Source organism: Parabacteroides gordonii MS-1 = DSM 23371, assembly GCF_000969825.1.
Taxonomy (GTDB): Bacteria; Bacteroidota; Bacteroidia; order Bacteroidales; family Tannerellaceae; genus Parabacteroides; species Parabacteroides gordonii.
The window spans coordinates 1,761,474-1,783,081 of sequence record NZ_KQ033920.1 but is presented as its reverse complement, the minus strand read 5'-3'; the positions used below and the strand labels follow the sequence as shown (position 1 = coordinate 1,783,081).

Below are 21,608 nucleotides of genomic sequence, written 5' to 3'. Positions count from 1 at the left end.
CAAAGCTGTAATATAAAGTAATGTGTTTAAATAGCTGATATACAGACAGACAAAAATAAAGGCTTTGGATAATAATTTACTTGTGATAAGAAAAGCCCAGCGTGGCAAAGGACATCGCCCGCATCATCGGTGCGACCGGGCGTAATGACGGTTATCTTTCCGGCAACGGGTATATGGTGACATGGGCGTTCGGCCACTTAATCCAGCTTGCCATGCCGGAAGCCTACGGCGTGGCGAACTTCCGCAGGGAGAGCCTGCCCATACTGCCGCCCGATTTCCAGCTAATCCCCCGTCAGGTGAAAGCGGAGAAAGGGTACAAGGCAGACCCCGGCGTGCTGAAACAGTTGAAAGTGATAAAGGAAGTGTTCGACCAGTGCGACCGGATTATTGTCGCCACCGATGCCGGGCGTGAGGGTGAGTTAATCTTCCGCTATATCTTCCATTACCTGAACTGCCGGAAACCATTTGTGCGCCTGTGGATAAGCAGCCTTACCGACAAGGCAATCCGTGAGGGGCTGGATAACTTGCAGCCGGGAGAGCGTTACGATAACCTTTACCTCTCTGCCAAGTCCCGCAGCGAAGCGGACTGGCTGATAGGGATAAACGCCACCCAAGCGTTGAGCGTAGCTGCCGGGCAGGGGGTGTTCTCGCTGGGCAGGGTACAGACACCCACGCTCGTGATGATATGCGGCCGCTATTTGGAGAACAGGAATTTCGTACCCGCCAAGTTTTGGCAACTCAAAGCGGTGACCGCCAGCGGGGGAATAAATTTTACCGCCCAATCGACCGCCAAGTGGGAACAGCAGCCCGAAGCCATAGCCGCCCTGCAACGGGTAAAGGATGCCGGGCAACTTGTGGTTAAATCCGTTGAGAGGAAAGAAGCCTGCCAAGAACCGCCGCTTTTGTACGACCTTACCACGCTGCAAAAGGAAGCGAACACGAAGCTGAACTTCTCGGCTGACAAGACGCTTTCCATAGCGCAAAGCCTGTATGAAAAGAAAGTGATGTCCTATCCCCGAACCGGAAGCCGCTATATCCCGGAGGACGTTTTCGATGAAATGCCGGAACGTGTCGCCCTGCTGGGGCAATACTCCCGCTTTGCCGGGTATGCCGCCGGGCTGGACGGCACACCCCTGAACCGCCGCAGCGTGAATGACGGCAAAGTGACCGACCACCACGCCTTAATCATTACCGAGAACCTGCCCGGCGAACTTTCCAAAGACGAGCGGGCGGTTTACGAGCTGGTAGCCGGGCGTATGCTGGAAGCCTTTTCGGGCAAGTGCGTGAAAGACGTTACCACCGCCTTGCTGTCAGGGGGAGATACCGACTTTACGGTGAAAGGGTCTGTGATGAAAGAAGCCGGGTGGCGTGCCGTGTTCGGCGAGCCGGAAACGGGCGGGGATGAAGAAGCCGCCAGCCTGCCGCCACTCCAAGAGGGAGAATATTTGCCACTCTCCGGCGTGGATCTGCTCGAAAAGCAGACCAAGCCGAAACCGCTGCACACGGAAAGCAGCCTGTTGGCGGCAATGGAGAACGCAGGCAGGGAACTGGAAGATGCCGAACTGAAAGCCAGCCTGAAAGATGTCGGGATAGGCACGCCCGCCACCCGTGCGGCGATTATCGAAACGCTGTTCGCCCGCCAGTACATCGTGCGTGAGAAGAAGAACCTTGTGCCTACCGACAAGGGGCTTGCCGTTTATGGGATTGTCAGGGACAAGAAGATTGCCGATGTCGAAATGACGGGCATGTGGGAAACCGCCCTTGCCAAGATAGAAGCGGGCAGCATGGATGCCGACACGTTCCGAAAGGGCATCGAGGTGTACGCAACGCAAATCACCGCAGAACTGCTATCGGTGCAGCTATCTGTCGCTACTGGTGAAACCTGCCCCTGCCCGAAATGCGGCAGCGGGCGCATCCTGTTCTACCCGAAAGTGGCGAAGTGTTCCAACGTGGACTGCACGCTTACCATATTCCGCAACAAGTGCGACAAGCAGCTTTCCGACAAGCAGATTGTCGAGCTGGTGACTAAACGCAAGACCGGGCTAATCAAGGGCTTCAAGGGCAAGAACGGCAAGGCTTTCGATGCTTCGCTGGTACTGGACGAGCAGTTCAATGTCGGTTTTTCATTCCCCGAAAAGAAAGCGAAACCGAAGAAATAGCCTATCTTTGCCGCTGAAATTTCATTGTGATAGGTTTTACAGCTTATAATAATTGAAATTTTAGTGGTTGCGCCCGGAGGGAAACCGGGCGCATTTTTTATATGTTCCCGCCAAACAGGTAGGTCGAACAGACCACCCCGTTATCCAGCACCCTGCTTTCCGAGAGCTTCCACAGCGAGCCGGATGTTTCCCCGACAAAACCGATGCCTTTGCCCGCCATGACCGGGACGGTGTAGATTGTCAGGCTGTCCAGCAGTCCGGCTTTAATCAATGAAGTAAGCAGCTTGCCGCCACCCACCACCAGCATGTCGGTTTCCTGTTTCAGTTCATAGACCCTTTGCAGCGGTTCTTCGGTCAGGAACTCCACCCCGCAGTCCGGTGTAACGTTGGTGTCGTAGTGTGACACCACAAAAGACCGTTTGCTTTTGTGCGGCCACCCGCCCCAGTGTTCAAAGATGTAGTTGTAGGTGTTCGCCCCCATAAGCAGGCAGCTTGCGGCGGCGTGTTCCCTTGCCGCCAGTTCCTTGACCTCACGGGGCATCCAGTCCAGTTCATAGTCCGGCGTGGCGGTATGCCCGTCCAGCGATACGGCGATGTGCGCTTTGATTTGTTCCATATTGTCAGGTATTAAAGTGATATAAATCCCTACTGTCTTGGCACGTTAGCCGCAACCCCAAAAAAGAAAGCGTGGCATGACGCTGTTTCAAAGTAGAGGTACTGGCATACCCAAATGTGGAAACAGTGCAGCCACGCTATGACAAACGCATAGCATATCCTGCGCTGAATATCCCCACATTTTGAAAAGTGCCAGTTTTCTACTTTGGGACGTTCGGCGAACGTATATGTTATATATAAAGGCAATATTCCGGCAACCGCCGTCCAACTGCCGTTACTTTTCCGTGTAACTTCTGCAAAGTTAAGCAAATACCCTGAAAAATCACGTGCAAACAGAAAAAATCCTGCCGTGTTATCACAACAGGGCAGGACACAAGCACCTAAAAATACACAAGTTCAGCCCATACGCCTACGGGCAGCTTGCGTTCCTTTGAAGATGATATGAACCGATGACAAAACAGCTTTGGTTCGCCGTGTCTTTGGTGATGATGTCCCTTTCCCGCATGAAGCGGATATAGCTCTTTGCGGTGCGCTCCTTGATGTCCAATACCTGCTGCAACTGCTCGCAAAGGTCTATGTAGGTGATGCGTGTCTGCCGCCCGAAGATGTCATGTGCGACATTCACCAGTTCCCTTTCCTTGCGTTTCTCCTTTTCCTCACGGGGCTTCTCGCCCTTGTACACGTGCATCCCGGCTTCCTTGTCCCATGCAAAGAGCATCAGCGGCACGTCCAGCGGGCTTCCGTCCCTTACTTTCAGGGCTTTCACCACCGACTGGGCGGGTTCATCGTCTTTCTCTATCGAAAGGATTGTAGCCGCCTTGCGCTGCAACTCGCTGCCCAAATGTCCCCGCAGCTTCAAACCGTTGGGGACGAAATGCAGCACGCACAGAATACACGTGTTGTAGATGCCAGCCAGCCGATAAAGTTCATCTATCACCGCCACGCTTTCCGCTTCATCGTTGGCACTCTTAACAAGGTCGGCGATGCCGTCAATGACGACCAACTGGATGCCGCCGTACTGGTAGTAAAACTTATCCATGCTCTGCACAATGGCGTTCAAGCGTTCTTTGCGTGACATACCCGTCAGGCAGAACGCTTTGAGTTCATCGGGTTTGTCCGGCTGTTTGGCACGTGCCAGCAGGTTGCTTACATTCTTGAACAGTTGCACTTCCGATTGCTCGGTATCGTAAAGCAAGACCGCCTTGTGCCTGCCGTTGGCGGTTATCTGTATGCCCAGCGTATCTACTTCCGCACCAGCCGGGCAGATGCAGCCCGCCACGATTGCGGCTACATAATTGCTCTTTCCCGTTCCCTCGCCCCCGGTGATGCCGAACAGGTTGCCTTGTGTCCCCAGCGGAACGTCACCCGCCGAAATAATCTCTTGTGCTTTGGCGGGCGGGTTGTTGAAATCTATCTCGCATGATTTTAGCATAATCAATGTGTCGCTATACAGGTTGTCTAAAAATTCGATAAACAGCTTCAGGAAATCTTCACGGGTGTTCCCGGCTTTGAAGTAGTCGGATATGTCCTTTTCCTCTTTCGTTCCCGGAAGCGGGAGCAGCAGGCGTTTCACGCCAAATTCTTCCAATAGTTTTTCCTGCTTGCATGAACTTTCCCTGCCCGTCTTGTCCATGTCAAAGAGCAGGACGATGTGCTTGAAGCGGAACGTCAGCCGATAGACCAGCGTGGGAGGGATAGTCACCGTTTCGCTGTTGAAGCAGATAGCGTGAAAACCGTGCGCCGCCAGCGAAAGCACGTCTTTCTCGCCGCCCGTGATGAATAGCGTGTCGCCTTTGGCTGGCAGTTGTTCCAGCCCGAAACTGTAGTTCTCGCCGAAGCTGCCGCCGTAGAGGAAGCGGGGCGTGGAGAACGGGCGGTACAGCTTGATGTGCTGTTTGCCCTTGTAGCCGTACATGGGTTCTGCCACCGATGAAGTGTAGGTGTACGGTTTGCCCTCTGCCGTTTCGCTGTGATACTCCCGGAGCGAGCAGACCTTGTAACGTTCCAGCAGTTCGGGCGTGATGCCGTACTGTTGCCAGTACACCAGTTCGGCAAGCGGGAACTTCTGTTCCCGGAACTGGTAGGGCTTGACGGGCTTTTCGGACGTTTCTTCGGGTTTGTCCGGCACTGCCCGGCGGACGGTTGCCGGGGGAACGGAAACCGGAGTGCCGGAAGCCAGCCCCAAACCCAAGTCCCGGTCGATGATTTCCAGTATCTCCACGAAGTCAGCCGCCCGGTTGCAGTCCAGCCCCTTTAACTGCCCCACGAGGAAGAAACAGTCGCCGCTATAACTGTCGTTGCCGAAGTCTTTCATCTTGTAGATACCGCCCCGGCGGTCGAAGTAGATGTTGCAGGAAGCCTTGCTGTCCTCGTACAGCGGGTTAAGGAAGTTGCGACCTATGCGCCAGTTTCCGGGCAGGTAGTGTTTGAACACCGCCAGCCCGTTACTTGTCCTTTCTAAGATTTCCTCTTTCCTTAGCATACAACTGGTGGTTGGTTATCAGGTTGTCGATGTTCTCCTTGTTGCTCCTTATCAGGCGTTCTTCCAGCATCCGGCGTATCTCGCTGACCTTGTAGAAGTAGCGTCCCCTGATGTTGGAATAGGCGATAGTCCCCGACACCCGCAGGCGTTGCAGGGTCTTTTCGCTTATTTTCAGGAACGTGCAGACCTCGTAGCTGTCCACCCACATGTCTTCCTCGCTTTGCCTTGCCGTTTCCATGTGGTTGAAGATGTAGTCGGCAATGGCGGTAATCTTGTTGTCCAGTTCCTTGTAGGCTTTGGACTCGAATGTTATTATTTCCATAACGGTAACTGATTGATTTGCCGCAAAGTTCGGGTGTCCTGAAAAATAAAACGCCACAGATGTACCCACCTGTGGCGAAATAAATTTTGTTAAAGCACGGTTGCCTAATCCTGCTCCCTCATGCGCATCAGCAACCTGTCTTTCAGGGTGGAGAGGAAGCCCGTTCGGTCTTTGGTCTTGGCTTTTAGTTCCATGTAGGTGTGGTAGAAGTCGCCGAGGTCTATGTCGAACACGTATTCAAAGTAGGCTACAATCTCCTTAATATCAACCGTTCCCTTGTTCAGACAGCCGCAGGCGTCCAGTGCGTAGATAAGTTCCACCAACGCCCTTTTCGTCCCCGTCCAGCGCAACAGCCTGCCCATGAAGCCGTTCTTCACCCGCTTGCGCTGTTCCCGGCGTTCCAGCTCGTGCAGACGGTTGGTGAGGTATATTTCCAGCAGTTCGTTGGCTAAAATCTTGGCTACCTTGAAATCGTGACTGGTGCTGAACTGTGGGTCTGTTTCGTAATAGAAACTGTCCACGATGATTTGTATGTCAGGCTTCCCACGTATGAAATACTGCCTGTCCAAGTAGGTGGCTTTCGTTCGGTGGTACTGGTAGAACGCCAAGTTCCGCTGGAACGACCTTGAAATCCGGTCGGTTTCCGACAGCAGGTAGTCCCGCTGCACGTCCTCGCTGCCGCTGGGGAAGCGCACCTCTATCTTGTAAACGGTATTGTAATAGATGATTTTGCTCGCTAAAAGCGGTTTCAGTTCCTTGAAGAAGTGTATTTCTTCTTCCGTGCTGGCGAACGGGTAGGAGATTATAAAGGTTTTGAGTTCGCCCAGTATCTCTTGCAGGTAGTCCACGCACAGGCGGCAGAGCGTCAGCGTGTCCGCTGCGGTGTCCTCGTATTCCTGTATCTGCCATTCCACTTTTTGAAGCAGTCCGGCGAAGTATGTTTCCAACGGTATCTTATGTTCCATAACCTTGTGCTTATCTTTTATGAAGCACAAAGTTACGGGCATAAAAAATCAGTTTTATTCTTGATTTTTCACATTACGTTCTTGTAACTGTGCATTTTCTTGTTTCCTGCGCTTTTCTGCGTATTTCTCCGGGGGTATCTAAAAGATACGCCTTGCAGAAGTCGTTCAGGTTCGATGTCGATGCGAACCCGGTGGTGAACGCCACTTCGGTAAGCGTGAGGTTTGTGTTCAACAGGTAGTGTTCCACGTCCTTTACCCGTTCCTTTATCACCCATTCCTTAGCCGTGTACCCGGTCATTTTCTTTACCTTTCGCCGGAACGAGCCGTATTCCATGCCGCATTTGTCCGCCAGTTTCTCGGCATCATAGACCATGTAGCCTTTCAGACGTACCATTTCGGTGAACGTCTGCCTGCCCAGTTCCGGCAGCATCCGTTCGGCGTGGCGCAGTTCCTTTTCCGTCACCAGCAGTCGGTTGCCCCTTACCGGGTTTCTCCGCAGCAGGTGGAAAGCGTGGCATACCGTGTTGTACACGTTGCAGAGGTACTGCCGTCCCGGTCGCATCCAGTGGAGCGCATCGCAGTAGGCGGTCAGTTCGGGTATCTCGTCCCGCTTGCGGTGCTGTTCCGCCAGTTCGTCAAGTATGGCGTAATGGGTGGTGGACATACCCAGCAGGATAATGATTGCCTTGTAGTCCTTGTATGCCGCCAGTGTCGGCGTTTCCGGCAGGCTTTTGAGCGTGTCGCACACGTGGGCGCACAGCCGCCCGTCCTTGCTGAACGGTTCAAGTTCCAAGTAGTTGTCCATTTTCCGGCTGTTGTGCAGCAGCCATGTTACCTTTTCGTCCAGTTCCTTGCAGGACGCTTCCAACTCCGCTTCGGGAGCGGGAAGCAATAATGATGTAATCCGTTGTTCCATATCTGATGTTTTATATATGAATGACATATCATTTGTTCCACTTCACGCAATCCGTCCAACCCCATTCATCGAACAGCCATGTTTCTAAGAAGAAAAGTACAAAGGGCAGCAGGAACAGAAAATATGCCTGTACTGCGCTGATATGCTTAGAGCGGCGGTAGCGGTTCAACAATGCCTGTACACGGGCTTTCCTGTATCGTGCAAGAATAAATACACAAATAAGCAAAAACATTGCACCTAAATAGCCAAGATGTAAGGACGACCATTCCGGTACACTGTTAATCAGGAGAAAGTTGCCGGGCAGAACTACTACCCACCACCAATACCAAAACAGCAGTATAAAACCTGACATCCGCCCTATCTTCTTGCCCCAAACCTCTCCCTTGAAATATAGGTAGTCAAAAAAATAGTATCTGTAATTCGTCCGGTTTGCACGTTGCTTCACTCGTTCAAAATAGTTATCTGTATTTTTTATTCCTTTATTCATAATGGCTTGGAAAGGAACGCCGTCAGATGCTATCTTTCGTTGTTACTAACTTATTTACAAATCCCAATCCGGTGAATAAACACCCAATCCCAATAAGGGGATAAACAATGCCACATAAGACTGCAAGCATATTCAATCCTCGTTCATCTCCCGTGAAGCCGTCTAAACAAACAGCTTGCAATATGAAGTTTGTAATTTGCCAATCCAATAAACTTTGGTCTATACAGATAAAGGCAAGCCACAAAAGGATAGAGCAACATTCCAAACCCAACAATAACATTATGGTTTTAGGCTGCATTGCATATAGTTTATAGACCTTGTAGATTACCAGTATATCTATTATTACAAGCATACCCAAAAGACAATATTCCATAATGCCATATATTCCGAACAGACGACCAAAGCCTAAGCCACCACAAAATAATGTTATGGCTATCAGCAAAGCACTGAAAGCTGTCAATGCTATTATGGATTGAACAGTTTTATTCATCGCACTATTGTTAATGGTTAGCAGGGAACGGCTTGTCCGTTATCCTGCGTTGTTAGCTGTATCTATTTTAGAAAATCCAAATCAAAATAATATTGATTGTCATTCTTCGGATTTATGTAAATCGTTGCCACTCCATAATATTGCAATAGCATTTCCAATGAAACTTTTTCCTTCAAAATTGCATCACTGCGAAATGTTTTTGTCTTTCCTTTGTATGGGGTGGTGTACGTCACGGTGCATATTGCAGTGGACACTACTTGTTCACTATGATAAATGTCAGGAAACAAAGAGCCGCTAACACCATTCCAAAACTGGGTTTCCCATGAATTGAATACCTTAAAGACTGGCTCTTGCATCCTTGACTTCTTGCTACTCCATTTCTGCGCACTGACTTTACATTGGCTTAAATCAACCGATAATCGTGTTCCATGCTTTTTTATCTGTTTGATTGCCTGCCTTGCTCTATATCTACGAATAGCAGCACCTATAAGATTGTGATTTAACCATACAAGCAATAAAACCACTCCCGGTATTCCAATGGCATACCACCTTCCGGCAAAACAAATGCCCACACCGAATACATAAATCCAAATAAAAATAAATCCAAGTATTCTCAATATTTTATTCTCATAGATTTTCATGTCATATAATTACAGCTAATGCCTTGAATGCTTAGAAAGGAGCATCGTTAGATGCTATCTTTCGTTATTAGATATCTATTGCCCTTTCTCGCTTGAGGATATGGAACTAAAGTTGCCTTTATAATTCGATTATTACAGTTAAATGGTACATAAGCCACTTTACTATCAATACTTAATGTGTCGTTTAGCTGTTTCAAATGGGAGTGCTCATTTTGTAATAAAACTTCCGTTTTTGAAAAGTCCACAGAACTGCATATCGGATAGAAACCGGAAAAACAAGTAGGCGTTATGTAAGCTGCTTGATTTTCATAATCAAAGAACAGGAAACGGTTTCCGTCTGCCACATTATCATACACAGCAAAGCAATCAAACTTTCTCACTCCATTGATTGTATAGCTTTGCACGAAGTCAATATTGCTATCATCTACCGCTTTCAACTCAAAAATGACCTTCTTTTCATCGTGCTGATTAAAACACAGCCTATATAGAGTTTCAAATTCTGTTTTTTCTGTTTCTATATAAAGGGTATCTTGTTCAGTCAAAAAATGATACTTTACTGAATTTTGTTCCACATAGCCGTTTTTCGCTATAACATAGCTAAGTGGGAAAAGGAACAAACAATACAATACAAATATTCTCATGTCTTTATATCTAATGATTAGAAAGGAGCATCGTCAGATGCTATCTTTCGTTGTTACTAACTTATTAAATCTTTATTGTATAATTTTTAGCCAATGACGATGTGTTATTATAAAATAAAGTAATACAACCAAAATGGGATAAATCATCCATGATATGAAGGAAGAAACCTTTTGGCTATTAAATATCAGAGGTTTACTCCTTATAATTTCCATACCTTTTTTCCTTTTGATATAATACGAACAGAATGTCTTGTATAATAAAACATAGATTATGATGAAAAACACAAAAGGGGTTTTATAATTGAAATTCTCCTCTATCAGTAGATATGCCAATACTATAACAGGAAGAAATAATATTCCACATATTATCTGTATCGTCCGCTCATGTGGATTTTCCAATATAAATTTATCCCTATTAAATATGAATATCTGATAATACATCGCATCTAAAATGAATTTTATCATAAAGAGTTATTCGTATTGTTAGTAATGGCTAAGCGGGGAACGCTGTTAGGCGTTATCACGCTTTGTTATAAACTCAAATTACTTTGCATGATTGGCTTTTATTTACCCACCATTCCTGTTCTTCCACCTCACGAGCCTTTTGTATCTCGTCCGTTGTCAGATTTTCATTGTGATAGGCATTATATAGATTTTCCCAACCATTCTTACGATATTTCGGTGATACAATCCATTCGCCTGCATCATTAAACAGGCAGAAGTTTGCAGGAGTATCGGGTATAATCTCATCTGCCCAAGAACAGACTTTTGTCAGTCCCTTTGCGGATTTCCACTTACCCCGATATTCAGATAAGTTCAATTTCAGTTCTGCTATTTCATTCCGTCCTTTCTCTATTTGCTGTCCGCTCATCCGATACCCCTGCTTGAAAGAACCGGAGAATGTACCGCTATATCGTTTATCTCCGTATTCCGCAAACGAGTAATACCCGTATATGAAACCGTCCAATTCCGTATATTCACTTTTTATCATTTGGGAACAGGAAGAAATGCTATCTACACAAACCTTTCCCTTAAACGGACAGATTACGGATAATCGGGTACGACTGATACCCTTTATCTCATATTCTCTACTATCCATTTTCCGAACTTCGGTAATATGAATATCAATTCGGCTACAATCTTCTCCTAATATGCCAATCATGCTTAAATTGTCAAACAAGCCCGAAAGGTCTTGCTGCAAAATATCTGCTTTGGGATTTTGTGAATAGGCTACTCCACAAAACCAAAAGAGTAAAAAGATAATGATATGGTATATTTTCTGTTTCATATTTTGCATTACTGTTTATAATGGCTTGACAAGGAGCTGCGTTTAGCAGCTAACTTGGCTTGTTATCAGTGATTTATTTTGCGATACCTGCACATGTAAATTTTAATCCTGTGATTGAATATTGCTTCACAAAATCTACAAATTCATCTGTGCAATAATAATTGTTATTAAACAGACTATCCCGAAATATGATATATGAACCGATATTTCCTTTATTGAAAATACCATTATTATCTCTCATCATCTTCAAAATTTCTTCATTGCTCTTGGACTCTATATTTAAGGCATCGACTGTATTCAATACATTTATAAAATAATAGTTTGAAGTATTACCGTCTACATTGACAGGTAAAACTTCTATTTGTCCTTTCAGCTTTTCAGCGAGCAATAAAGATGTTCTTTTATTTACTATCAGACAACCAGAAAAATAACAAGAAGCATCAAAGTCCTCACTTCGTTTGTCTTTCTTTTTTCTTTTATCTTTAAACAATTCTAAGCTAAGCCCTTTCCACTCATTAACAAGTGATTGACCATTATAATCCCAAACATCTTTATTTGATTTATCTTCTTCCTTGAATACAAAGAACTTGTAATTATCAAAGTCTTGTCCAATTTCATATATATTCATAATGTTACACTATTTAATTACTGATAATGGTTTAGCAGGGAACGGCTTGTCCGTTATCCTGCTTCGTTAACATCATATTTTATTCTCATTCCAGTGTACCATATCAATACACCATAATAACAAGGTCTTTTTGCGCTTCAACGGCTTCATCGAAAATGAAATTCAAGTCGTCCATTTCCTGCTCGTAATCATAATCTCCGATACCGTTACCCTCTTGTAGTGAGGTGTATTCCGTCCGCTTGCTCTCCAAATCTGAAACGGGTATGCTGATGATATAGGGAAAATCACTGCTCAATGGAATAGGGATGAATGTACTTTGGCTATCCAATTGCCAAAGGTTTTCCGCACAGTAGATTTGCGTTCCATAATGGTTGCAAATCTTTTCATATACATACCCGTACATGAAAGCAATTTCGGGATAACGGATTTCTCCGTTCACTATATCTGCCAACGCTGCATAAGCATCTTTATCCGTGTTCAGGCTATCGCTGAAATAATCGTTCAGAGTGTCAAGTTCCTGCTTCAACGCAACCTTTAATTGGTTTATAAGCTGATTATCACAAGTTCCATAAACAGACTTTACCTTATCGGCTTCTGTCAAATATGCACAAACAGAGTAACTCATACCTTTTCTTCATTTAATATTGTCATTCCAGTGTACCATGTCGTATGGATAGTAGGGCAACCCTTTCAGGCTGCTATCATCCAGCCCCAAGACCTTGACCAATGCACCGCTTTCAAAACACCAATAACCGTCATGGTTGATACCATATTTATGGTCGTCATGCCAAGATAAATCAGAATGTCCTCGATACCATTCTTTTTTGAGGTATTTTTCCAATCGTTTCACCGCTTCTGCTTTGTCTTGTTCAGCCAACTCTGTAACAGTGATAGCAATTCGATAGGGTGACGGATATAATACTTGGTTTGTTGTCCTTTCCCAATCAGGAAATCTGTATCTAATCAATGTATCATAAATATAGTCTTTAGCTTCTCTGTCTTTTATCAGTTGCACCAGACCATGTATAAGGTCGTCTTCGTAATCCAACATAATGCCTATTGACAGAAGCCACAACATTTCAATATAAAATCCGTTGTCCGTCCAAAATCTCGGCATTGTTTTGAGGGCTTTCACATAATTGTTTTTCAGCTTATCAATATCCTGTCCCATAGAATACTGTACTAATAAATAACGAAGCCTATAATTGAACAAAGAATCGTAACCTATATGTTTTCCTGAAAGATGCATTTGTTCATAATAACTAATATCTTCATCATACATTTTCAGTTGCTTCAAATACTGTTCTTCTGTAAAAAGTTTATCTCTTGTTTCCATTATGGTACACTGCTTTTTGATGTTAATGGGTTGCAGCTTGCCGCCGTTAGGCGGAACAGGTGCTTGTTATTGCTATATTTCATTCACTATATCATTCATCTTTTTGCTGCAAATATCAACACAATGCTTGTATGAATTAATATCAAATGCGTACTTATATTTAGCCAATTTATTCAAAATCAAATCTCCATTTTTAATCATCAAACTTGTTATTGTAAAAATGAAATAGTTTAAATCTTTTTCCTTATTCCCAGTCCATTGTGTCCTGTCAATGCAAAAACTAACCACATATTCTTTTTTAACATTGTAATATCTTGGTTGATATATTCCTGTTCCGTTATAATAGGATGAAATATCACCATCAAAAAACAATGTTACCTTAAACATGGTAACAGCTTCATTTTCAAATGAAGTAAATGTATCTTTTATAATTTTCCTCATATTGCGCACAAAGGGACTTAAGGCTTTAGATGCATTAAGTTCTCCACCATATACTATATTTAATGTAAATTCCATACTTCCTTAATTAAGTTAGCAATAATTTTTCGATAAACGCACCTTATGGTGTAGTTCCTATTCACTATTAAATCATTGTCTAATCATCATCCAAACAATCCAGCGGATTGGGGATTTTTGCTTTATAGGCGTTCGATACGTGCAGATAAATTGCCGTTGTTTTTATATCGGTATGTCCCATAAGTTCCTGTATGGTTCTTAGGTCTGTCCCTTGTTCCAGCAGGTGGGTGGCGAACGTGTGCCGGAGCATGTGCAGGTGTACCCGATGCTTTATTCCGGCTTTCCTTGCCGCTTCTTTCAATATCTTAACCAATGCGCTGGGCGAGTATTGTTCGCCTGCCTGTTCGCCCTCAAAAAGCCATTTTTGCGGTCTGTATTCCCGGTAGTAAGCCCTTAGTTCGTTGAGCAGCTTTTCCGACAGTAGGGAATACCTGCACTTCTTGCCTTTTCCGGCAATCCTGATTAGCATCCGTTCGCTGATGATGTCTTGGGGTGTCAGGTTCAGAAGTTCGCTTCGGCGTAGTCCGGCAGAGTAAATAAGAGAAATCATGCACCTGTGTTTCCGATTGGATAACTGTGCAAAGATGCTTTTCATTTCTTCCCGGCTTAATACTTCGGGCAATGCCTTGTACTCTTTTGCACGGGCTATCCCGCCATAATATTGCCGCTTGCCTTTCCGGACTTTCTCGTAATAGAACTTGATAGCGTTGATGCGCATGTTCTGCTGGGTGGCGGATATGTGCTTTTCCTTTACCATGTGGAGCATATAGCTGTTTATGTCCTCGACCGTCAGCAGGTCAAGGTCTTGCCCCTTGTGGTATTCCATGAAGTCGCTGAAATAGATTTTATAGGCTTTTATGGTGGAAAGGCTGTACCGCTTCTGTTCCAGCAGTTCGAGGTAGCCTCTCGGCAGTATGTATTCCCTTTTAGGTTTGGGATGCCGCACGTAAACCCGGCTGTAATCAATATAGGCGTGGGGCGAATAGCGGTCATAGAAATCCGGCAGTTTAAAAGCGGTGGCAGGTATGTAGGCAGAACTATTGCCTGTCTTTTCCACGTCCGTATCTTGGGCGAGCAGCAGGGCGACAGCCTGACTGTTTACATACTCTATCCGTATGTAGTCCGCACCGTTTCTTTCTTCCTTGTACAGAACGATGCTTCCTCTCTGTTTCTGAACCTTATCCATGTCGCTGAATTTTGCTTCGCTCCAAAGATAAGATAAAAATATCACTTTTTGAACATCTGTTCAAAAATAATAGAGGTTAAAAAAACAAAAGAGTATCAGGCTTTAAGCAGCGAATAGATATGGCGAAAATTTTCTGCCAGTTCGTCCACGTTCAGACCGTTCAGAAATGCTTGTTCGTATGACAGTCCTAAAAACATTTGCCGGAACAAGATAGCCGTTTTCTTCACGTCCGTGTTGCTCCTGATTTCCCCGCTTTCTTTTGCCTTCTGTATGACTTTCTCCCATAGGTCATAGTCTTGTCGGTAGATTTTCTCAATTTTCTGCCTGATACCCGGATAGTACATGCGCACTTGTGACAGGAAATGAAAGTAGTAGAAGTTAGGACTACAATCATGCGGGCTGCAATTATCGCCAATCAGTTCAACAATCCTTTTCATGGAAGCGGCTACTCCCGCCACGTATTGCCCGATGAACTCCGTCAACGTATCGGCAGGAGCGGCAAACTTGTTTTCCGGTTCGTGCATTTGCAACACGTATTTGTCCGCCACAGCCATGAATAAATCCAACTTGTGCGGAAAATAATAAACGATACCCGTTTTTGTCACCCCGCAGGCTTTGGCAAGCGTGATGATGCTTGCTTTCTCGTAGTTCATCCTGACAAATACGCCGAACGCTTTATCTATTACTTCTTCACGGTTAGTTATTATCATACACGTTTGTTTTTAATCGGTTACGAAGATACGGATTTTGTTTTAACCATTTGTACCCCAGTGCTTTTTTTTAGTGCAAGGTGCAAGTATATATTTATATATATAGCTTGCACCTTGCACTAACCCAAAAATATTTATTATCAGATATTTGCGAGTTTCAAAAGAAAGCCGTATCTTTGAACCCGAAAGTTAGGCAGACAAACAGCGGTCAAAGTTGGACAAGCCCAACATCTGAAAATCGTTACTGTTTCGTTACCTATTTGAAATTTTGAAAGCGAAGTAGCTGAAATATAAGCGGTTAGAGTTGTAGGTTCAAAACCCTGTCTCTCCGCTGGAGAATAAGAAATCCTTGCAAGTTACTTGCAAGGATTTTTTGCGTTTGATACGTTATAGCCCCGGATTGCACGAAGCAGTCCGGGGCTATGGGTTTGGGAAATGATTGTCTCCGCCGTCTTATATCTTTACTGCCTTCTCGAACCGTTTCTCAAGGCATACGCTGAGGTCGGTGGTGACGAACTGCCCGTTGTGGAAAAGCGTGAATATGGTGGCCGGGGTGGGGGCGGCCTGTGCCTGCTCCATCGTCTCCAGTTTGATTATTTTCAGCGGGATTCCTTTACTTTGGGCTACATCTGCCAGCGAACCGAGGACGTGGTATTCCGTGTATGGACAGCGGTTGGTGAAGTAAACGACCAGCCCGTTTTTCTCCTCGCATTCCCCACTTTTCGTGCAGGCCTTGAAAGAAGGGTCGGGAGCATCGGGCGTCAGCTTCAGAACCAACAGGCTGAAACCGTTGGGGAGCTTCTCTATTGTCTGGAAACCCTGGCGCAGAAGCCATTTGGTATCGCTCATGAAATGGAACTTGGATGTACCCGCTACGGTGACCAGTCCTGCCTTTCCCTGCGACCGGGCATCGTCGATGGCGGATTGTAATAGTGCCTTGCCGTGTCCGCATCCTTTGTACTGTCCTGATACCCAGAAACAGTTTATCATCAGATAGCCGGGAGCGTCGACGGGAACCCAGGCCTTTTCGGCGGGAACATATTCGATGAATACCTTGGCACGTTCGTCAAGGCGGCGGAAAACGTATCCGTTGTCGAATTCTTTCCTGAGCCATTCTTTTTTCAGCTCGTAGCCTTCCTTGCATTTTTTGTCGGAGAAGGCGCAACAAATATGTTCCGTTCCGATGTTTTCTTTTGTCAGGGTGATGTATTTTGTTTCCATCATACTATTGTTTTATAGGTATATAAATTTTTGTTGTTTGCTGTGTCGTTGTTTTTTAGGTGTAATGGATGTACTCTTCAGAAGCCATCCCCTACATACCCTCTGCTATCTGTTGCGGAGCTGGTTGATGACCTCTTTTATTTTTGCCGTATTTACTTTTTCCCTGTGCTTGTGTACATATATAAGAAGGAGAACAACAAAACAATTATTGTATAAATCCTTCAGATCGAAAACAAATAGGGGTTTGAGGTAAATGAAATCCAAGACCCCCTTTTCCCAGACGATATTACCGAGCAAAGCACAAATCAGTCCCGCAATTTGGAAGGAGATGCCGATGTCTAGGAGCTTCGTTTTTTTTGACAGGCTTCTGAGGAAGACGTATAATGCCAGTATGATACATTCGGCCACGGCGAAGATGACCATGTGGATCCAGAAGCCCATATTGATATTCAGTTTCTGGTTTAGAAGATAGTTGACGTAGCTGTGTTTGTCGTTGAATACCGGACTGAACTCGAATAGCGAGGGGATAATCTCAAAATGGGTATCCATATAAAAATGATAGATCACAATCTTTGTCGCCTGATCGATGATGACCAGTAGAAATATCCACCATATAATCTCTTTGGTTTTCATAATTTATTCCGTGTTTGTGGGATAGGTAATCTGTTCTTTACTCCGGTTCGTCCGTATCCAGGCAGAAAGGATGGCCGGCGGGATCGATCAATGTGCGGGAAGTTTTGAAATATTGCTCACCGGCAAGGCGTGCTCCCAGACTGAGGGCATGGTGGACGGCTTCTTCGAGGTCGTCCACATAGAAGTCGAGGTGCAGCATCTGCCCTTGTTTCCCTGCCTGCCAGGGCCAGACGGGTGGTTCGTATTCTTCAATTTCCTGGAAGGCGATGACCATACCGGCGGGCGAAGTGATGGCTGACCAACCGTTTGCCTGCGGGTGTGTCCACTCCCAATTCAGAAGCTGACTGTAAAAACGTGCCATGATGCCTGCATCTTTGCAATCGACGACGACGTTGATTTTGCTGATTGTAGCTTTCTTTGTTTCCATGTTCCCAAAGATAGAATAAGTTTTTGATTTGTAAGAATGGAGAGGGATAATTCCGCTTTGTGGGAAGAAAGGGCTATCTTTGTGTGATAAAAATAAGTAAAAATTCCGATGTTTAAGAAACTTGTGGCGATAGAGCCTGTAAGCCTGATTCCATCAGCAGAAAAGAAATTGCAAGATTTTGCGAAAGAAGTTATTATGTACGACGATATACCCTCCGGCGATGAGGAGGTGGCAAGCCGTATCGGGGATGCGGACGCTGTTTTGTTGAGTTACACCTCGCGGATTGGGAGGGCGGCACTGGAAAAGTGCCCGAACGTTCGGTATATCGGGATGTGTTGCTCGCTTTACTCGCCGGAAAGCGCGAATGTCGATATTCGCTATGCGAACGAACGGGGTATCGTTGTTACCGGTATCCGCGATTATGGAGATGAAGGGGTGGTGGAGTATGTCATCAGCGAACTGGTGCGTTGCCTGCATGGTTTTGAGCAGGAGGCGTGGGACGACATTCCCCGTGAGATTACCGGGATGAAAGTCGGTATCGTAGGACTGGGTAAGTCCGGTGGCATGATAGCGGATGCCTTGAAGTTTTTCGGGGCTGATATTGCCTATTTCGCCCGGAGCGAGAAAGAGGCGGCACGCGGGAAGGGCTATCGTTTCCTGCCCCTTGGCGAACTGTTATCGCAGAGCGAAGCCGTTTTCTGCTGCCTGAATAAGAACACCGTCCTGTTGCATGAAGCCGAATTCGGGCAGTTGGGCAATAAAAAGATACTGTTTAACACCGGTTTGTCTCCGGCCTGGGACGAGGCTCCCTTCATGAAATGGCTCGAAGGCGACAACCTCTGCTTCTGCGATACCGCCGGAGCATTGGGAGACAGCCACCTGCTGAACCATCCGCATGTACGTTGCATGCAAGTCTCGACAGGACGTACGCGCCAGGCTTTTGACCGTCTGAGCGAGAAAGTGTTGGCAAACCTTTCAGCCAATTGCAAATAAACAGAGTTGGAATAGGTAGCACGCGGATAATCACTGAAAAATATTAATTATCAGTGTTTTATCCGCGTGCTCTATGTTTTTATATCGTTTTGACAACCTGGCAGGGATTCCCGACCGCCAGACTGTTGGAGGGTATTGACTGGGTGACAACGCTTCCGGCACCGATTACGCAGTTATCACCGATAGTAACGCCGGGCAGTACGATTACTCCGCCACCAATCCAGACATCGTTTCCTATCGTAATAGGCAGCGCTCTTGTACGAAAGAACAGCTCTCCCGAGTTTTCATCCCAGTCTTCCACAAATCTCTCGGACGCACTTACCGGGTGGGTTGCAGTGTAGAGTTGCACGTTGGGAGCTATCAGGACGTTATTTCCTATCGTTATATAATTGTTGTCGAGGAAGGTACAGTTCATGTTGATAATCACTTTATCCCCGATAAAGATATGTTTGCCGCATTCGCAGTGGAAGTTTATATCGACTCTCGAATGTTTTCCGACGCGACCGAATAGCTTATGCAGCAAAGCCGTCCTTGCTTCGCTGTCTGAAATGTCGGTCGAATTGAATTCCGCAAGCAACTGTTTGTTACGGACGATCATATCAAACACTTCTTTATCCAGGCGGTTACAATATTCTCCCGACAGGAATTTCTGATAGTTGGTTTCCATAATGACTGTTTTTTCGGTAAGGATTGTTATGAACCTCTTAAAAGACGATGGGTGAGGTGATGTTCAGCAGCGTATTCACTACTGACCAACCGGCTATTTCGGCTGTCGCGCTGTAGACGTCGATTACGGCATGTACCTGGTCGTTCCTGATCTCTACCCGTTGTGTATCGCCCGTAAATCCGGGGGTGGACTGCATTGTGACCTGCATGTTCCCGGGGCCTACCGAAGCCCGTGAGGCGGCAACGGTGACATTGACCTTGGTTGGGAAGAGCTTGATGGCTTCTGTTGCGCTTCCGGAGAAGACGGTACGTTGTTCCGTTTGCAACGACTCGTCGTAAACGGGCGTGCCTTTCAGGGCGTTGGGGCCCTTCTCGTTGAAAAACTTCGCGGAGGCATTTCCCATCAGGGAAGCCGTTCGCAACACATCGAAACCGCCGGTTGCTCCGGAGGCCAGGTAGACGCGCGTGCCGTGTGCCTTGGCTGTTTCCGAGACTTCGCGGTAGAAGTCATCGTCGGCAAGTGCTCCGATAGAAAGGGTTACGATTGAAGTACCGTTTTTCAGGGTGGGGATAGCCAATTCCCTCATGGCGGCAGGCGAGGCGGCTTCCACCAGGTAATCGGGTTTCAGCGCCAGCAAATCCGCTATGGTTGTACACGCTAGGCAAGGTTTTCCCTGTTCCTGCATCCGGGCGGCCATGCTTTCGGCCTTCGATACCGTACGGGAATAGACACCAACTAAATCATATTCAGGCAAAATGCCTTTGATAACGGCTTCGGCGACGATACCGCCTAGCCGTCCGCATCCGACAATTACTAATTTCTTCATGATGGACAAAGGTACTTGATTTATGTGTTGCTCTTATCTTCTTCTTGAAATAAAATAAATAAAGGAGGGAGTGTGGGAAACACCTTATTTCTTCATCGGAAAGAATGTTAACCCGTTAATACATTGCTTTTCGCCGACTTCCTTAAACCCGAGACTTTTGTAGAAAGGTACGGCATAAGAAGAGGAGTTGACTGTCATTTCCAGCGCTGGATTGTCGGCCATCATATAGTTGAATAGCTTTTTTCCTATGCCTTTCCTGTGATGCTCCGGTTTGATGAAGAATAATGAAATATGGTTGTTTTCGTTCTTTATTCCCATGATACCGATGAGCTCCTGATTTTCGAAAGCTCCATAGATTGTCAGTTTGTCCATGTACTGATTATCGAAAATGGAACTCTTAAAGGCTTCCAACCCTTCATCGTTAAAGTCAGCTTGCCCGCTATGCAAATATACTTCAAGCGATAATTTCGAAGCGGCGCTGTATTCTTGTTTTTTGAGTTTGCGTATCATGTTGGTAATTAGTTTAATAGAAATGGAGATGATGTTTATTTTTTGCATTAGTATCGAGGAACATCTTTTATCTCCTCGTAATAGTTTTCGATGCCGATTTTCCGTATTTTTTCGTTGATGGAGATGAAACGTTTTTGCAAATGTTCGTCGAACCCGGTTTGTTCGCAGGGGAAGGAGGTGCATTGAAAACAAAAATCGACACCCTTCTCATGGAAACAATCCCTGACATGGCAACTTTTGAACAGGGCACATGCCTGTTCACGGCAGCCGTTGCATTTGGCTTTCGAGAAATAATGCAGCATCATTTTGAAACTCTGGTAGTTTTCGAAGACTGGTTCGTCGAGCATGGTGACGAAGCGTTGGGCATAAACATCGAAGTTACCCAGGCTTTTGATGAGTTCGGTGCTGTGTTTCTGTATGTTGCCACCGTTGAAGGCAAAGCAGCCCCCGCAGTGAAGTCCGTAAGGGGCGATATGTTTCTTTATGATCTCGTTAGGTTGCATATGCGTTTATTTTAATCCTTTCTTGAAAAGTATCATAGACAAGGCATCCTTCACCTGCTCTTTTTCGGTGATGACAACGCTCATGGGGATGAGTTTTCCGCTGGGTTTCGCCCGGTAGAATTCCTCTTTGATGCTTTCCGTAATTTCCATGTCGGCGATACGATCCAGATGCTTTTCGGTGAAGTAGGAGGTGGTTCTGAAGTAGTTCTGGTAAACAACCAGCCACGCGAGGTTTTTCTTCTTCGACAGGACTTTGCACAACCAGACCTTCCCGTCGTTGTAATAGTTCCATTCGAGTGTAAGGCCGGCGGCTTCGGCCGATGCGCTGAATGTTTCGAATGCAGGAAAACTAGTCTCCAGAACGTCAGCAAGGACTTCATTAGTGGGGAAGATGTTTTTGTCTTTTAAAATAGGAAGTTCCATAATGTTGTGTATTTCGGTGTGAA

At 45.9% G+C, this 21,608-nt stretch carries 27 protein-coding genes; 2 read left to right on the top strand and 25 right to left on the bottom strand.

Translation table 11 applies throughout. The features are described 5' to 3' along the window. Positions 1-101: 101 nt before the first annotated feature. Entirely contained in the window at positions 102-2,159 is a 2,058-nt protein-coding gene (gene topB, locus HMPREF1536_RS24270) for a type IA DNA topoisomerase (RefSeq protein ID WP_087880998.1), read from the top strand. Positions 2,160-2,256: 97 nt separating this feature from the next. Here the strand turns inward: topB and HMPREF1536_RS24265 are convergent, their stop codons facing one another. From HMPREF1536_RS24265 to HMPREF1536_RS24170, 20 genes are all read right to left on the bottom strand, one after another. Then, a complete protein-coding gene (locus HMPREF1536_RS24265) occupies positions 2,257-2,775 on the bottom strand; it encodes a dihydrofolate reductase family protein (RefSeq protein WP_004326099.1) in 519 nt (172 codons plus the stop codon). 408 nt (positions 2,776-3,183) lie between these two features. Beyond that, positions 3,184-5,256 (bottom strand): bifunctional DNA primase/helicase, encoded by a 2,073-nt coding sequence (locus HMPREF1536_RS24260; RefSeq protein WP_007565634.1) that lies wholly within the window; start codon positions 5,254-5,256, stop codon positions 3,184-3,186. Next, on the bottom strand, positions 5,219-5,647 hold the full coding sequence (locus HMPREF1536_RS24255; protein ID WP_007482646.1) for a helix-turn-helix domain-containing protein: 429 nt from the start codon (positions 5,645-5,647) through the stop codon (positions 5,219-5,221). The genes HMPREF1536_RS24260 and HMPREF1536_RS24255 overlap by 38 nt, the downstream gene beginning before the upstream one ends. A 35-nt stretch (positions 5,648-5,682) precedes the next feature. Beyond that, positions 5,683-6,585, bottom strand: coding sequence for an RteC domain-containing protein (locus HMPREF1536_RS24250; protein ID WP_007482647.1), 903 nt, complete (start codon positions 6,583-6,585; stop codon positions 5,683-5,685). Positions 6,586-6,616: 31 nt separating this feature from the next. Next, positions 6,617-7,459, bottom strand: coding sequence for a helix-turn-helix domain-containing protein (locus HMPREF1536_RS24245; RefSeq protein WP_032535963.1), 843 nt, complete (start codon positions 7,457-7,459; stop codon positions 6,617-6,619). A gap of 28 nt (positions 7,460-7,487) precedes the next feature. Next, positions 7,488-7,946 carry a hypothetical protein gene (locus HMPREF1536_RS24240; RefSeq protein ID WP_007482655.1) on the bottom strand — a complete coding sequence of 153 codons (459 nt, stop codon included), beginning with the start codon at positions 7,944-7,946 and terminating at the stop codon, positions 7,488-7,490. A 22-nt stretch (positions 7,947-7,968) separates the two neighbouring features. Further along, a complete protein-coding gene (locus HMPREF1536_RS24235) occupies positions 7,969-8,436 on the bottom strand; it encodes a hypothetical protein (RefSeq protein WP_007482656.1) in 468 nt (155 codons plus the stop codon). Between the two features lie 62 nt (positions 8,437-8,498). Continuing rightward, positions 8,499-9,077, bottom strand: coding sequence for a hypothetical protein (locus HMPREF1536_RS24230; protein ID WP_007482658.1), 579 nt, complete (start codon positions 9,075-9,077; stop codon positions 8,499-8,501). 47 nt (positions 9,078-9,124) lie between these two features. Next, on the bottom strand, positions 9,125-9,718 hold the full coding sequence (locus tag HMPREF1536_RS24225) for a hypothetical protein (RefSeq protein ID WP_007482659.1): 594 nt from the start codon (positions 9,716-9,718) through the stop codon (positions 9,125-9,127). Between the two features lie 72 nt (positions 9,719-9,790). Then, the gene (locus HMPREF1536_RS28485) at positions 9,791-10,183 is read right to left on the bottom strand and encodes a hypothetical protein (protein ID WP_007482662.1); all 393 of its coding nucleotides are present in this window, start codon (positions 10,181-10,183) and stop codon (positions 9,791-9,793) included. A 73-nt stretch (positions 10,184-10,256) separates the two neighbouring features. Next, entirely contained in the window at positions 10,257-11,006 is a 750-nt protein-coding gene (locus HMPREF1536_RS24215) for a hypothetical protein (protein WP_007482664.1), read from the bottom strand. 73 nt (positions 11,007-11,079) lie between these two features. Continuing rightward, the gene (locus tag HMPREF1536_RS24210) at positions 11,080-11,634 is read right to left on the bottom strand and encodes an imm11 family protein (protein WP_007480245.1); all 555 of its coding nucleotides are present in this window, start codon (positions 11,632-11,634) and stop codon (positions 11,080-11,082) included. A 103-nt stretch (positions 11,635-11,737) separates the two neighbouring features. Further along, positions 11,738-12,259 carry a DUF7691 family protein gene (locus HMPREF1536_RS24205; protein ID WP_007480238.1) on the bottom strand — a complete coding sequence of 174 codons (522 nt, stop codon included), beginning with the start codon at positions 12,257-12,259 and terminating at the stop codon, positions 11,738-11,740. Between the two features lie 9 nt (positions 12,260-12,268). Next, a complete protein-coding gene (locus HMPREF1536_RS24200) occupies positions 12,269-12,970 on the bottom strand; it encodes a PoNe immunity protein domain-containing protein (protein WP_007480240.1) in 702 nt (233 codons plus the stop codon). A gap of 72 nt (positions 12,971-13,042) precedes the next feature. Further along, entirely contained in the window at positions 13,043-13,486 is a 444-nt protein-coding gene (locus HMPREF1536_RS24195; RefSeq protein ID WP_005787127.1) for an Imm12 family immunity protein, read from the bottom strand. Positions 13,487-13,565: 79 nt separating this feature from the next. Next, positions 13,566-14,672, bottom strand: a complete 1,107-nt coding sequence (locus HMPREF1536_RS24190; RefSeq protein ID WP_007480249.1) for a tyrosine-type recombinase/integrase — start codon at positions 14,670-14,672, stop codon at positions 13,566-13,568. Positions 14,673-14,767: 95 nt separating this feature from the next. Beyond that, a complete protein-coding gene (locus HMPREF1536_RS24185) occupies positions 14,768-15,382 on the bottom strand; it encodes a TetR/AcrR family transcriptional regulator (protein WP_007568835.1) in 615 nt (204 codons plus the stop codon). 453 nt (positions 15,383-15,835) lie between these two features. Continuing rightward, positions 15,836-16,603, bottom strand: a complete 768-nt coding sequence (locus HMPREF1536_RS24180) for a GNAT family N-acetyltransferase (RefSeq protein ID WP_028728373.1) — start codon at positions 16,601-16,603, stop codon at positions 15,836-15,838. 105 nt (positions 16,604-16,708) lie between these two features. After that, positions 16,709-17,236: a signal peptidase II gene (locus HMPREF1536_RS24175; RefSeq protein ID WP_028728374.1), complete on the bottom strand. Its 528-nt coding sequence runs from the start codon at positions 17,234-17,236 to the stop codon at positions 16,709-16,711. Between the two features lie 37 nt (positions 17,237-17,273). Next, positions 17,274-17,663: a VOC family protein gene (locus HMPREF1536_RS24170; RefSeq protein ID WP_028728375.1), complete on the bottom strand. Its 390-nt coding sequence runs from the start codon at positions 17,661-17,663 to the stop codon at positions 17,274-17,276. A 108-nt stretch (positions 17,664-17,771) separates the two neighbouring features. On the opposite strand from HMPREF1536_RS24170, the gene HMPREF1536_RS24165 reads away from it, so the two are divergent. After that, on the top strand, positions 17,772-18,656 hold the full coding sequence (locus HMPREF1536_RS24165; protein WP_028728376.1) for an NAD(P)-dependent oxidoreductase: 885 nt from the start codon (positions 17,772-17,774) through the stop codon (positions 18,654-18,656). A 79-nt stretch (positions 18,657-18,735) separates the two neighbouring features. On the opposite strand, the gene HMPREF1536_RS24160 is transcribed toward HMPREF1536_RS24165, so the two are convergent. The 5 genes from HMPREF1536_RS24160 to HMPREF1536_RS24140 all read right to left on the bottom strand — a co-directional run bounded on the left by HMPREF1536_RS24160 (position 18,736) and on the right by HMPREF1536_RS24140 (position 21,585). Beyond that, positions 18,736-19,323, bottom strand: a complete 588-nt coding sequence (locus HMPREF1536_RS24160; protein ID WP_028728377.1) for a sugar O-acetyltransferase — start codon at positions 19,321-19,323, stop codon at positions 18,736-18,738. Between the two features lie 37 nt (positions 19,324-19,360). Continuing rightward, complete coding sequence (locus tag HMPREF1536_RS24155) at positions 19,361-20,149, bottom strand: aspartate dehydrogenase domain-containing protein (protein ID WP_028728378.1); 789 nt, start codon at positions 20,147-20,149, stop codon at positions 19,361-19,363. Positions 20,150-20,233: 84 nt separating this feature from the next. Next, a complete protein-coding gene (locus tag HMPREF1536_RS24150; RefSeq protein WP_028728379.1) occupies positions 20,234-20,659 on the bottom strand; it encodes a GNAT family N-acetyltransferase in 426 nt (141 codons plus the stop codon). A 47-nt stretch (positions 20,660-20,706) separates the two neighbouring features. Beyond that, positions 20,707-21,162: a DUF3795 domain-containing protein gene (locus HMPREF1536_RS24145; RefSeq protein ID WP_028728380.1), complete on the bottom strand. Its 456-nt coding sequence runs from the start codon at positions 21,160-21,162 to the stop codon at positions 20,707-20,709. 6 nt (positions 21,163-21,168) lie between these two features. Continuing rightward, on the bottom strand, positions 21,169-21,585 hold the full coding sequence (locus tag HMPREF1536_RS24140) for a DUF3788 family protein (RefSeq protein WP_028728381.1): 417 nt from the start codon (positions 21,583-21,585) through the stop codon (positions 21,169-21,171). Positions 21,586-21,608: the final 23 nt, after the last annotated feature.